This window comes from Actinoplanes sp. NPDC049599, assembly GCF_044465625.1.
Taxonomy (GTDB): Bacteria; Actinomycetota; Actinomycetes; order Mycobacteriales; family Micromonosporaceae; genus Actinoplanes.
Window position 1 is genome coordinate 384,076 of record NZ_JBITLX010000006.1, and the last position, 12,808, is coordinate 396,883.

The 12,808-nt window shown below is 73.2% G+C and carries 13 protein-coding genes; 10 read left to right on the forward strand and 3 right to left on the reverse strand.

Translation table 11 applies throughout. The features are described 5' to 3' along the window. Positions 1-123: 123 nt before the first annotated feature. Positions 124-1,722, reverse strand: coding sequence for a glycoside hydrolase domain-containing protein (locus ACIBQZ_RS14660; protein ID WP_396089090.1), 1,599 nt, complete (start codon positions 1,720-1,722; stop codon positions 124-126). 167 nt (positions 1,723-1,889) lie between these two features. Here ACIBQZ_RS14660 and ACIBQZ_RS14665 point away from each other — a divergent pair, with 167 nt between their 5' ends. The 4 genes from ACIBQZ_RS14665 (at position 1,890) to ACIBQZ_RS14680 (ending at position 3,590) form a co-directional block, all read left to right on the forward strand. Beyond that, entirely contained in the window at positions 1,890-2,348 is a 459-nt protein-coding gene (locus ACIBQZ_RS14665; RefSeq protein WP_396089091.1) for a universal stress protein, read from the forward strand. Between the two features lie 88 nt (positions 2,349-2,436). Next, positions 2,437-2,709: a hypothetical protein gene (locus tag ACIBQZ_RS14670; RefSeq protein ID WP_396089092.1), complete on the forward strand. Its 273-nt coding sequence runs from the start codon at positions 2,437-2,439 to the stop codon at positions 2,707-2,709. Positions 2,710-2,816: 107 nt separating this feature from the next. Beyond that, entirely contained in the window at positions 2,817-3,050 is a 234-nt protein-coding gene (locus ACIBQZ_RS14675; RefSeq protein WP_396089093.1) for a dsRBD fold-containing protein, read from the forward strand. 12 nt (positions 3,051-3,062) lie between these two features. After that, positions 3,063-3,590, forward strand: a complete 528-nt coding sequence (locus tag ACIBQZ_RS14680) for a DUF2202 domain-containing protein (protein WP_396089094.1) — start codon at positions 3,063-3,065, stop codon at positions 3,588-3,590. Between the two features lie 18 nt (positions 3,591-3,608). Here ACIBQZ_RS14680 and ACIBQZ_RS14685 read toward each other — a convergent pair whose 3' ends face one another. Both ACIBQZ_RS14685 and ACIBQZ_RS14690 read right to left on the reverse strand, forming a co-directional pair. Further along, a complete protein-coding gene (locus ACIBQZ_RS14685; RefSeq protein WP_396089095.1) occupies positions 3,609-5,237 on the reverse strand; it encodes an ABC transporter permease in 1,629 nt (542 codons plus the stop codon). After that, positions 5,224-6,165 (reverse strand): ABC transporter ATP-binding protein, encoded by a 942-nt coding sequence (locus tag ACIBQZ_RS14690; protein ID WP_396089096.1) that lies wholly within the window; start codon positions 6,163-6,165, stop codon positions 5,224-5,226. Before ACIBQZ_RS14690 ends, ACIBQZ_RS14685 begins: the two co-directional genes overlap by 14 nt. A 400-nt stretch (positions 6,166-6,565) precedes the next feature. Here ACIBQZ_RS14690 and adhE point away from each other — a divergent pair, with 400 nt between their 5' ends. The 6 genes from adhE (at position 6,566) to ACIBQZ_RS14720 (ending at position 12,571) form a co-directional block, all read left to right on the forward strand. After that, positions 6,566-9,205, forward strand: coding sequence for a bifunctional acetaldehyde-CoA/alcohol dehydrogenase (adhE, locus tag ACIBQZ_RS14695; protein WP_396089097.1), 2,640 nt, complete (start codon positions 6,566-6,568; stop codon positions 9,203-9,205). Between the two features lie 93 nt (positions 9,206-9,298). After that, positions 9,299-10,216, forward strand: coding sequence for a universal stress protein (locus ACIBQZ_RS14700; protein ID WP_396089098.1), 918 nt, complete (start codon positions 9,299-9,301; stop codon positions 10,214-10,216). A gap of 37 nt (positions 10,217-10,253) precedes the next feature. After that, on the forward strand, positions 10,254-10,529 hold the full coding sequence (locus ACIBQZ_RS14705) for a DUF1876 domain-containing protein (RefSeq protein ID WP_396089099.1): 276 nt from the start codon (positions 10,254-10,256) through the stop codon (positions 10,527-10,529). 86 nt (positions 10,530-10,615) lie between these two features. Further along, positions 10,616-11,023: an Hsp20/alpha crystallin family protein gene (locus ACIBQZ_RS14710; RefSeq protein WP_396089100.1), complete on the forward strand. Its 408-nt coding sequence runs from the start codon at positions 10,616-10,618 to the stop codon at positions 11,021-11,023. Between the two features lie 56 nt (positions 11,024-11,079). After that, positions 11,080-11,589, forward strand: a complete 510-nt coding sequence (locus ACIBQZ_RS14715; protein ID WP_396089101.1) for a cyclic nucleotide-binding domain-containing protein — start codon at positions 11,080-11,082, stop codon at positions 11,587-11,589. Between the two features lie 55 nt (positions 11,590-11,644). Continuing rightward, on the forward strand, positions 11,645-12,571 hold the full coding sequence (locus tag ACIBQZ_RS14720; RefSeq protein WP_396089102.1) for a universal stress protein: 927 nt from the start codon (positions 11,645-11,647) through the stop codon (positions 12,569-12,571). Positions 12,572-12,808 lie beyond the last annotated feature (237 nt).

Here is a 12,808-nt window from a genome sequence, read left to right on the forward strand (position 1 = left end):
CCTGAGGGATTCACCCCGAGCAGACCCCGGTCCGTCCCGGCCGGGCAGAGGCCGACGTCCCGACCCCCGGCGGCAAAGGTCCGGCCCGGGCCGGACGGCCCGGGCCGGTGCTCGGCGCGCCGGTCAGGAGACCGGGGAACGCCCGCCGAAGCTGGTCGCGATCTGCACCCCCGCGCGCAGCCCGGTGCCGGTGCCGCGGTAGAGCAGCAGCCGGCTGGTGGACTTCTGCACGGCCGCCAGGTCGGTGTGCCCGTCCCGGTCGAAGTCGCCGACCCCGACCAGGTCCCGCATGCCGGTCCAGGAGGTGCCGATCTGCTGGCGGGCGGCAAAACCACCGGTACGCCCGGGATACAGGTACAGCACGCCGGTGGAGGTGAGCCGGGCCACCAGGTCCGGATAGCCGTCACCGGTGAAGTCGCCGACGCCGGCGAGCTCCGTCATGGTGTTCCAGCCGCCGGTGCCGACCACCACCGCGGTGCCCAGGGTCGCGCCCGCCTGCCCGGGGTAGAGCAGCAGCTTGCCGTCGCTGCTGCGCGCCGCCAGCACGTCGGGGTAGCCGTCCCGGTCGAAGTCGCCGATGCCGGAGATCTCCCGCAGCCCGCCCCAGCCGGTGGCGAGAAGCTTGCGCGGGCCCAGCGCCGTGCCGGTGCCGGGGTAGAACCAGAGCTCCCCGGTGGAGCTCTGCCGGGCCACCACGTCCTCGTGGCCGTCCCGGTCCAGATCGCCGATCCGGACGATCGCGTTCATCGCCTGCCAGCCGCCACCGATCTTGGCGAGAGCGGCGGCGTCGATGTAGTTGCCGTTGCCCGGGTAGATGAACAGGATCCCGGAGCTGATCGTCATGGCCAGCACGTCGGTCCAGCCGTTGCCGGTGAAGTCGGCGAACTGGGCCGGCGGCAGCGGTGCGACGTCGAGGTAGTCGTTGTCGATGTTGATGGTGACGCCGCCCCACGTCTCGTTGTGGCCGCCGCGGTACTGCTTCATCCGGCGCTGCGGCTCCCAGTAGCCGGCCGGCAGGGCCGAGTCGGTCACCGTGGCGACGTTGTCCCAGCGGGCGAAGTCGAGGTAATCGGGGCGCGCGTACCCGACGGTGTTGTAGGACGCCACCTGGTCGGCCACGCCCGAGCCCATGCTGCTGTAGAAGCCGGACAGGTAGCCGAGGTCGTGCAGCCGGGCCGTCCAGGCGCTCAGGAACGCCAGCACCCCGGTCCGGCAGGCGGTGTCGTCGGTCCGGTACGCCTCCATGTCATAGATCAGCACGCTTTCCCGCGCCAGCCCCAGCGCGGTGGCCTGGGCGACCGCGTCCTCGGCGGCGGCCCGGCCCTGCGCCGCGGCCTGGGCGTTGTCGATCAGGTTCTTCTTGGTCGAGGTGGTGCAGGACGCCTGCGGCCCCAGGTAGAGCGGGATCAGGTGCCAGCCGGCCGCCTGCTGCGTGGCGACCCAGTCCGCGGTGAGGTTCGGCTGCGTGCAACCCCGGTTGTTGCCGCCGAAGTAGATCCCCACCGCCCGGTACGGCGACGCCAGCCAGGCGGTCATCGTCGCGCTCGCGGGCGCGGTGCAGGCGTCGAAGCCGTACCCGGTGAAGGTGCCGGGCTCGGGGGCGGGTGCGGCCTCGGCGGCCGTGCCTGCCAGCGTCAGGGGTACGGCAGTCACCACCACGGTCAAGGCACGGAGCAGGGTGGTGGTGATGCGGCGACGTCTTGTGTCGGTTGTTCCTTCCATGGTCGACCTGCTTCCGGTTGGGATGCCTCGATGGCACCGCGCCCGGCGGCGGCGCGGGCAGGGCCGAAGGACCCGTCATGCCGGCGGCGGGGATTTCGACCCTGGTCGACGATCCCGCCCCGGGCGCACGGTGGACAGGGGCCGCCTGGATCGAGGGGAGGCGCGTGATGGCGCCACAGGACGCACGTAACAGCGATGTCCGGGACACCGACATCGTGGTGGGAGTGGACGGTTCGCCGTCGTCGCAGGCGGCGCTGCGCTGGGCGCTGGCCCAGGCCCGGCGTACGGGCGGCCGGGTCCAGGCGGTGACCACCTGGGAGTACCCGGCCTACTACGGCATCGGGGCGGTCGTCCCGTACGAGGACTTCGCGGGGACCGCGGGCAAGATCCTGAGCCACGCGGTCCAGGAGGCGCTGGGCGCCGACGAGCCGGACGTCCCGGTGCTGGAGAACGTGGTGCCCGGTCACCCGGCCCAGGCGCTGATCGACATGTCGGCGCACGCGGCCCTGCTCGTGGTGGGCTCGCGCGGGCACGGCGCCTTCGCCGGCACCCTGCTCGGCTCGGTCAGCCAGCACTGCGCGCAGCACGCGCACTGCCCGGTGGTGGTGGTCCGCGGCCGGAGCTGATCCGGCGTCCGGCCCGCCCCGACGGGACCTCGGGCCCTGTCGATCGCGGCGCGGCGGTCCCGATGATGATCGCGAGGGGGTGATGGGGATGGTCTTCCTGGCGTTGCTGACGATCTCGATGGCGGTGATCCTCGTGGTGACCACCTGGTCGGCCGTGCGCGACTCGGCGGCCGGCGACCGGCCCGGCACGGCGGAGCAGGCGGAATCGGCCCGGCCGGAGCCGCCGGAGTCATTGGAGGGCGCCCTCGTCCGGCAGCTGCTGGCCGATCAGATCAGCGGCCGGCAGTACCGCCGCGCCATGCAGCGGCTGGCCGAGCGTGACGTCGACCGGCATCCGCTGCCGATGCCCCCGGAGAGCTGAGCCCGGTTCGGGACCTATGGCACTGCAGACCTTGGGCGGCCCGCGCTGAGATGGACAGAGGCGCCGGCCGGGCTGACCGGTCGCCGTCGCCCCGAGGAGGTGCCGCCATGGTCCGCACGCGTACCTGGACGGTCGAGATCCGGATCATCGAGCACGAGGACGACGGCCGCACCCGGCGGGAGACGACTTTGCGGTGGCAGCCGTCCGATCAGGAGGCGGCGAAGCTCAGCGACGAGCCGGCCACCGCCCGGGCGCTCGCCGACCTGGCGTACAAGGCGCTCGACGTCGCCACCGGTGACCTCGAGCAGTTCACCCACCGCCACCGGCGGATGCTGTCCTGAGAGGAGTCCGCCATGGCGGACCGGAGCACCACGTCCGTGCTGGACGCGCCCTGGCGGGACCGGGCCGGGTTCTGCGGCGTCGAGGTCGTCGACCAGCCGGCCGGGTCGATCGACCCGGTCCAGCGGGCCCACCTGCGCGCCCTGGCGGTACGGATCAAGATCGTGCACGACCTGCTGGCCGTCTTCGCCGACGCGTACACGCCGTTCCCGGCCGAGCTGGTCGGGGCGCAGACCCGCGAGCTGATCGCCGTACGGCTGCTGCTGGACCGTTACGCGGCGGGTGACCCGGGCACGCACCTGGCGCCGGGCGTGTTCGCCGACGCCGCGGCGCAGCGTGACTACGACCGGCTGCGGGCCCGCGGCCGGGCGGGCCGGTCGGCGGCCTTGCAGGTGATCGCGGCGACCCTGAGTGAGACCGTCACGATGCTGGAGCCGACGCTGCCGGGCCTGACCGCACCGGACGTGCGCAACGTGTACTTCCAGCTGCTCGCCTCGTCGCTGCGCCAGCTGCGCATCGTGCAGGCCTGGAGCGCCCGGTAACCGGCCCGCACGCCGTGGTCAGCCGCGGTACAGGCCGCGGAGCCGCACGACGAGCAGGCCGGCCACGGTCCAGCCGGCGACCACTGCGAGGTGGCCGGCGGCGAAGCCGCTGCCCGGCCCGTCCGGGGAGGTGGCGGCCAGCAGCGCGGCCATCAGGTGCTTGAGCGGGAAGAGCGCGCCGATCGCCGCCAGCGGGCCGGGCAGCGGCGCGTCGCCCACCGGGAAGACGTCGGACACGAAGCTCAGCGGCAGCAGCGTGCCGAGGGTGACCGCGACCAGCGAGGTGGCCGAGCGCAGCAGGGCGACGGCCGCCAGCCCGAGCGCGGCGAAGCAGCACGCCCCGAGCACCACACCGACGGCGACGGCCGGCAGCCGGGCCGGGTCGAGGCGGACGTCGAGGAACAGCACGGCGACCACGCCGAGCAGCACCGAGGCCAGCGTCGAGACCACCAGCACCGCGGACATCCGGCCGGCGAGGTACCAGCGCAGCGGCAGCGGGGTGCCCAGCAGCCGCTTGAGCACGCCCTTGCCGCGGGCCTGGGCGACGTCCTCGGGCATGTTCACGTAGCCCGCGACCGCGATCGCGTACGCCGTCATGCCGGGCAGCAGGTACTGCGCCGAGGTCAGCCCGTGCACCGGGCCGGCGCCGAACACGGTGGGGAACAGCGCGAGCAGCAGCACCGGGAAGACCACCGCGAAGAAGACCGAGAGCGGGTCGCGCCACTGGCTGGTGAGCGCGTACCGGACCTGGGTGGTCAGCAGGGCCGCGGCGCTACGCCGGCCGGCGTCGACCCGGTGCGGCGCGGGCGCGGCCGGTGCCGTCGCCCCTACGGGCGCCGGCGTGGCCACCGCCCCGGTGGACCCGGACCCGCGCGGCATCCAGCCGAACCGCCACAGCGCCACGGCGGCGCCGGCCAGCCCCCAGGCCGCCAGCACCAGCAGGTCGCCGCGGCGGAAGCCGTAGCCGCCGTACGGGTCGAAGGTCTGCGCCATCGCGTCGGCGAAATGCCGCAGCGGCAGCGCCCCGCCGATCCGGTCCAGCCACACCGGCAGGTCCGCGCCGACGATGAAGACATTGGAGATGAACGCCAGCGGGATGAGCAGGCCCTGGGTGAGCGTCTGCACGATGAGCACCGTCCGGGTCAGCGCCACCAGGGCCAGCCCGAGCGCCGCGAAACACCCGATGCCCAGCGCCAGCGTCAGCAGCAGCGCCGGGACCTTCCGCCAGATGATCTCCACGCCGTACAGGCCGACGCCGACCGTGGTCAGCAGCGTCACCGCCGCCGCCGACACCACGGCCGTCGCCGCCACCCGGGCGGTGAGCGCCGTGCCCACGGGCACCGGCGTGCCCCGCAGCCGCATCAGGACGCCGCGTTCGCGCAGCCCGGCGGTGTCGGTCGCCAGCACCACGAAGGCGGCCTCGGCCACCCCGAAGACGGCGAACGGCGCGACCAGGAACTGCGCCACGGGCACGCCGGCGTCGGTCGTCTCGTTGCCGACGATCGCGGACACGATCACCAGGAAGGCCAGCGGGAAGACGAGCGTGAAGAACGTCGACAGCGGCGACCGGGTGAAGCCGCGCAGGGCGTGCGCGGTCATGGTCCGTACCGGCCACGTCGCCGGGTGCGCGTGCTCAACGGTGGTCATCTGCCGGCTCCCCGGTGAGGCTGAGGTAGGCGTCCTCCAGGCCGGGCGGCGTGAGCGTCAGCGTCGGCAGGTCGAGGTGGTTCGCGGCGGCCCAGTCGGTCAGCAGCCGGGTGTCGGCCAGCGCCTGGTGGGTGTGGACGACAACCTCCGCGCCGTCGCCGTCCCGGGTGCCCGACAGCGGCGGCAGCAGGTCCACGGTGAAGCCGGCGGGCAGCCGGAACGACAGCCGGCTGGGCAGCCCGCACCGGGCCTCCAGCTCGCTCGGCCGGCCCCAGGCGATGAGGCGCCCGGAGCGCAGCACCGCCACCCGGTCGGCGAGCCGCTCGGCCTCCTCGATGTAGTGCGTGGTGAGCAGGATCGTGGTGCCCAGCCCGCGGAGCCGGTCGATGAGGTCCCAGGCGTGGTGCCGGGCCGCCGGGTCGAAGCCGGTGGTGGGCTCGTCGAGGAAGAGCAGGTCGGGCCGGCCGGCCAGGCCCAGGGCGAGATCCAGCCGGCGGCGCTGCCCGCCGGAGAGCGCCTTGACCCGGGTACGCCGGCGGTCGGCGAGGCCGACCAGCTCGGCGAGCTCGTCCGGGTCGTACCGGCGCGGGTACAGCGACACCTGGAGCCGGAGCAGCTCGCCGACGGTGAACTCCTCCTCGAACCCGGCGGTCTGCAGCACGATGCCGATCCGTTCCCGGAACGGGCGCCCGCCGTCGGCCGGATCGAAGCCGAGGACCGACACCTGCCCGCCGTCCCGCGGCCGGTAGCCCTCGAGGATCTCCACCGCCGTGGTCTTGCCGGCCCCGTTGGGCCCCAGCAGCGCGACGATCTGCCCCACCTCGACGGTGAAGCTGACCTGGTCCAGCGCGAGCAGGGTCCCGTACCGGCGGGTGAGATCCGTGACGACGATGGCCGGCTCGCGGGTATCGGTTCCGGGGATAGTCATGACGCCGTCCAGGCGCTCGTGGCGACCGGCACCGCACCGGCTGCCTTACCTTCAGCCAACCGCCGCCGGCCGGATACCGATAGGGCTGTGCGGCCCGGCACCCGGGCCGCACAGCCCTGTCACCGTGGGGCGGCCGCGGAGATGATCGAGGCAGGAGGGCTCGTCGCCGCAGCGGCCCCGGAATCCGGCTGCCCCCTCGTCCCGGGGCCCACGGCACGAGCTCTCCGCGCTACCGGCGACCGAGCCGGGCGGGGCGCCGCCCGGCTGCCGGATGTGCCCGGTGCGGGACCAACGGCCCACCAGGTGGGGTCGTTGCGGTCGGGTGTGATCACGCGGCGTTCGCAAGAGTGGATCGTGAACGGGCGGTACGCGCCCGCTCCCGAACCGGAGGAATGCCGCCATGGCCGACACCGCCATTGTCACCGGAGTGCCCATCGAGGCGCCGGACGACATCGACAGCACGATCGACACGCTGGTCGAGCACGGGTTGGAGGCCCTGGCCGCATACGACAGGTTCACCCAGGAGCAGATCGACACGATCGTCGCCAAGGCCTCGGTGGCCGCGCTGAGCAAGCACACCGAGCTGGCCCGGCTGGCCGTCGAGGAGACCGGCCGGGGCCTGTTCGAGGACAAGGCCGTCAAGAACATCTTCGCGTGTGAGCACGTGCCGCACCACATGGCCGGGCTCAAGACCGTCGGGGTGATCGCCCGGGACGAGATCAACGGCATCGTCGAGATCGCCGAGCCGGTCGGGGTCGTGTGCGCGGTCACCCCGGTCACCAACCCGACCTCCACGACGATCTTCAAGGCGCTGCTCGCGCTGAAGACCCGTAACCCGGTCATCTTCGCGTTCCACCCGGCCGCGCAGCAGTGCAGCGCCGAGGCGGCGCGGATCGTCCGTGACGCGGCGATCGCGGCGGGGGCGCCGGAGCACTGCGTCCAGTGGGTCGGCAGCCCGTCCGTGGCGGCGACCGGCGCCCTGATGAACCACCCCGGCGTCTCGGTCGTGCTGGCCACCGGCGGCAACGCCATGGTGCGCGCGGCCTACTCGGCCGGCAAGCCGGCGCTGGGCGTCGGCGCCGGCAACGTGCCCGCCTACCTGCACCGCACCGCGAAGCTCGGCCGGGCCGTGCACGACGTGGTGCTGTCCAAGTCGTTCGACAACGGCATGGTGTGCGCCTCCGAGCAGGCGGCGATCATCGACGCCGAGATCTACCCCGCCGCGCTCGCCGAGTTCGCCCGGCTGCACGCCTACCGGGCCACCGCGGAGGACAAGGCCAAGATCGAGCAGCTCATCTTCGGCGCGGCCGCGGGCAGCGTGGACTGCGCCGGGGACAAGCTCAACGCCGACGTGGTGGGCCAGAGCGCGGCGTGGATCGCCGAGCGGGCCGGGATCACCGTGCCGCCGGACACCTCGATCATCCTGGTCGAGGTGAGCGGGGTGGGCCCGCAGGAGCCGCTGACCCGGGAGAAGCTCTGCCCGGTGCTGGCCGTGCTCCGCGCCGACTCGACCGAGCAGGGCTTCGGCTACGCCGCGAGCATGGTGGAGTTCAACGGCCTCGGGCACAGCGCGGTCATCCACACCGAGGACGAGGCCGTCGCCGAGGCGTACGGCCGGCACGTCAAGGCGGTCCGGATCATCTGGAACGCACCGGCTTCGCAAGGTGGTATCGGCGACATGTACAACGCGTTCCTGCCCTCGCTCACGCTGGGGTGCGGCAGCTACGGGCGCAACTCGGTGTCCAACAACGTCAGCGCGGTGGATCTGATCAACATCAAGCGGATCGGCCGGCGCAGCAACAACCTGCAGTGGTTCAAGGTGCCGCCGAAGATCTACTTCGAGCCGAACGCGATCCGCTACCTGGCCGACATGCCCGACGTGCAGCGGGTCACCGTGGTCACCGACCACACCATGACCCGGCTCGGCTACGTGGACCGGATCATCACCGTGCTGCAGCACCGGCCGGAGCGGGTCGCCCTGCAGATCATCGACGACGTCGAGCCCGAGCCCAGCCTGGCCACCGTCGACCGGGGCGCCGAGCTGATGCGTTCCTTCCGGCCGGACACCATCGTCGCGCTCGGCGGCGGCTCGGCGATGGACGCGGCGAAGGTGATGTGGCTGCGCTACGAGCACCCGGAGGTGGTCTTCTCCGACATGCGGGAGAAGTTCTTCGACGTGCGCAAGCGGGCCTTCACGTTCCCGACCCTGGGCGAGCGGGCCCGGCTGGTGTGCATCCCGACCACCTCGGGCACCGGCGCGGAGGTCACCCCGTTCGCGGTCATCACCGACGGCGCGACCGGCAAGAAGTACCCGCTGGCCGACTACGCGCTGACGCCCAGCGTCGCGATCGTCGACCCGGTGCTGGCCACCGACCTGCCGCCGGCGATCACCGCGGACAGCGGCTTCGACGCGCTGACCCACGCCGTCGAGTCGTACGTGTCGGTCTACGCCAACGACTTCACCGACGGGCTCGCGCTCCAGGCGATCAAGATGATCTTCGGTTACCTGGGCCGGGCGGTCACCGACGGCCCGCACGACCCGGAGGCCCGGGAGAAGATGCACAACGCCGGAACCATCGCCGGCATGGCCTTCGGCAGCGCGTTCCTCGGCATCGTGCACGCCATGTCGCACACCCTCGGCGCCACGTTCCACATCGCGCACGGCCGGACCAACGCCATCCTGCTGCCGCACGTGATCCGCTACAACGGCACGGTGCCGACCAAGCTCACCGGCTGGCCCAAGTACGAGAGCTACCGGGCCCCGGAGCGGTTCCAGGACATCGCCCGGATGCTCGGGCTCTCCGCCGCCACCCCGGAGGAGGGCGTGGAGTCCTTCGCCGCCGCGGTGGAGCAGCTGCGCCGCGAGGTCGGCATCCAGGACTCGTTCCAGCAGGCCGGCGTCGACGAGCGGGAATTCCTGGACGCCGTGCCGCAACAGTCCCTGAACGCCTACCAGGACCAGTGCGCGCCGGCCAACCCGCGGATGCCGATGCTCGACGACATGCAGGAGCTCATGCGGGCCGCGTACTACGGCAAGTGAAGGGGATGGACCGGGATGGCTGCGGACAAAGGTCCCGGCCATCCCGGTCCATCGGCCGTTCTGCCCGCTTCCGGCCGCGCCTACCGTCCAGTTATGCACACCGTCGTGTCGCACTCGCAGCAGTTTCCCGTCGTGGTCGGTATCGACCGGGCCCGGGAACACCCGACCGTCGTTGATCTCGGCGTCGCGGAGGCGATCCGACGCGACGCGCCACTGGTGATCGTGCACGTCTGGCCGAGCCGGTACAGCGGGTCCGCGCAGCACCGCAGCCCGCTGCCGACCGAGGCGGACAGCCGGCACCTGCTGGAGCTCGCGGCACGGCGGGCCGTGCACCAGGAACCCCGGTTGCGGGTCACCACCGAGCTGCTCAGCGGCCGGGCGTCCGCCGTGCTGGCCAAGCGATCGGCCACCGCGCGCCTGCTGGTGGTGGGCCATCGTGACGACGCGCCGGCCCAGCCCAGCTGGGGGTCGACGGCGACCTACCTGGCCCACCAGAGCGCCTGCCCGGTGCTGGTGCACCGCGGCACCACGCCGCCGCACGGCCCCGTGGTGCTGGCCGCCTCCGGTGATCAGCGGTCCACCTCGACCGTGGCCTGTGCCTACGAGGAGGCGGCCCGGTACCGGGCGAACCTCGTGGCCCTGCACATGGAGTCCCCGGGTCCCGACCCGGCGGCGCCGGCCGGCGCCGGCCAGCCGCCCGATCGGGCGCAGGCCGACCGCCACCTCGCCGAGGCGCTGGCCGGCTGGGCCTGGACCTACCCGGACGTGGTCGTGGAACGGCTGATCGTGCAGGAGATCGACGTCGGCTACACGCTGCAGCGGGCCGCCCGGCGCAGCCGCCTGCTGGTGGCCGGGATGGGGCGGACCGGCCGCTTCGCCGAGCTCGTCTACGGCTCGCTCGGCAGCTCGGGGATGCGGGGCACCGTCTGCCCGGTGCTGCTGGTGCCGCTGGGCTGGCAGGCCCGGCCGACCCGGGAACAGGCGCTCACGACCGGAAAACAGGCCCCGTGACCGGTAGTATCCAACACGACCGCAAGAAGGTGCTGTCATGGCCCATACCCGAACCTGGCGTGTCGAGATCGACATCAACGAGCACGACGACGAGCGCCGCACCCACGCCGTAGCCCGGCTCTACAGCGGCACCCCGGCGCCGCTGCGGGCCGAGGGGGTGGCCCGGCGCCGTCCGGACGACCGCGAGGTGCCCGAGATCGGCGACGAGCTCGCCGTCGCCCGCGCCCTGGCCGACCTGGCCCACCAGCTGCTCGAGGCCACCGCCGGCGACATCGAGCGGCTCACCCACCGGCCCTCCCACCTGACCTCCTGACCGCGGGGCCGGGCCGTCCGGCTCTGGTGACGCCCGCGTCACCGGCGCTGGGATGGAGTCGTAACCACGTCACAAGGAGGTGACAGATGTCCACGATCACCAGATTCCGTGCCGCGGGCAGCCCGTTCGACCTCAGCCTGTCCTGGCTGCTGGGCCCCGACATCCGGATCGAGGAGAAGATCGACGGCGACCGCTACCTCGTGCGCGCCGAGCTTCCCGGCATCGACCCGGCCAAGGACGTCCAGGTCAGCCTCGCCGGCGGAGACCTGCGGCTGCAGGTGGAACGCAAGGAGGAGCACATCGAGAAGGGCCACTCCGAGTTCCGGTACGGCACCTTCTACCGCACGATCCCGCTGCCGGTGGGCGCCAAGGCGGACACGCTGAGCGCCGAGTACCACGACGGGATCCTGGAGATCAGCGCGCTCGTCGGCGAGGCCGGCCCGGCCGCCAAGACCATTCCGATCTCGGTCGCCAAGAAGGCCGACAAGACCTGACGGATGCCGCGGGATCCGGTTGCCGCCGGATCCCGCACCCCAGGCAGGGAGACACGATGGCACCGCTGACCGTTTTTGACGAACTGGTCCTGCACCCGCTGCTCGGCGACCTGCCCATGGGCTGGCTGCACCGGCTGGCGCTGCAGGGCAGCCCGGTGCTGCGGCCCACGGGCCACCGGCTGTTCCGGCAGGACGAGCCGGCCGACAGCTTCCTGCTGCTCGGCTCCGGCGCGGTGCACCTCGACGTCGTCGTGCCCGGGCGCGGTGCCGTCGTGATCGACGAGGTCGGCGCCCACGGGGTGGTCGGCTGCTCCTGGCTGGTGCCGCCGTACCGGCGTGCGCTGGGTGCGGTGGTGGCCGACGAGATCCGGGCGGTCGAGTTCCGGGCCGCCGAGGTCCGGAACCTGTTCGGCGAGGACCCGGCCCTCGGCCTGGAACTGACGACCCGCTTCGTCGCGATCCTGGCCGGCCGGCTGCGGACCTCGTCCCGGCGGCTGGCAGAGCTGGGGGCCGAGCACGTCTGCCCCGCCCGCCTGCCGGCCGCGGGACCTACGGCCCTGTGCTGAACCCGCTGGATCGGCTGCACTGAGGAGGAAGGAATCGCATCGGGGGAGGCCGGCGATGAGTGACCTCGACAGGCAGGCAACGCAACGAGAAGCCCAGCGCAGCGCGGGCGACCTGCGCCGGGCGACGACCTACAGCGAGGCCGTCAACCGCTACCTCAGCATGGACACCTACCGGCAGACCCGGGTCACGGTGCCCGCTCCGGCGCCCGCACGGCCGGAGCGGACCAAGACCGGGCTGGTGCTGGTCGGGGTGGACGACAGCCTGGCCGGCTACGTGGCGGTGGACCACGCCGCCATCGAGGCCGAACTGCGGGGCTGGGACCTGCGGCTGGTGCACGTCCAGCACGGCGCCGTCCGGCACCCGGCCCGCGACCTCGGCGCCCAGCTGCTGGAACGGATGACCGACCGGGTGCACGGTTGCTCGCCGACGGTCGCCGTGACGAGCCGGCTGGTGGTCGGCGCGCCCGCCGCGGCGCTGCTGACCGAGGCCGTTTCCGCCGGCCTGGTCGTGGTCGGTCACGAGCATGGCCTGGCCAGCGCCGCTCTCGGCATGGCGGTCGGCGACCGGGTCGCCATCCACCACCCCGGCACGGTCCTGGTGGTGCGGGTGCCCGGCTGGCCGCCCGGCGCGCAGTACGGCACCCGGCCGATCGTCGTCGGCGTGGACGCCTCACCCACCTCACCCCGGACGATCGGGTTCGCGCTGGCCGAGGCCCAGCTGCGCGGCTGTGAGCTGATCATGCTGCACGCCGCCGGGGACGGACCGGTGCCGGCCGACCGCGCGGAACACCGCGACGGCGTCGTCGTGCACCACCGCGTCGTCACCGGCGACCCGATCCCGGCGCTGCTGGCCGCGTCCGGCAAGGCCGCCGCGGTCATCGTGGGCCGGCACGGCCGGCGCCCGGTCACCGACGCGCTGCTCGGCTCGGTGAGCCGCGCCCTGCTCCAGCGCGCCGACTGCCCGGTCTTCCTGGTGGGCTGACCCGCGACCCGGATGGGGCACCGCGATCACCGCGGTGCCCCATCCGGCTGCCCGGGTGCCGGGGACATCTCCCGCGTCAGCGTGCGAACCATCAGGCCCTGCACCAGCGATGGCCCGGCGCGTCCCTGCACCGCCACCGGCCCAGGAGCACCGTCACCGGCCCAGGAGCACCGTCACCGGCCCAGGAGCACCGTCACCGGCCCAGGAGCACCGTCACCGGCCCAGGAGCACCGTCAC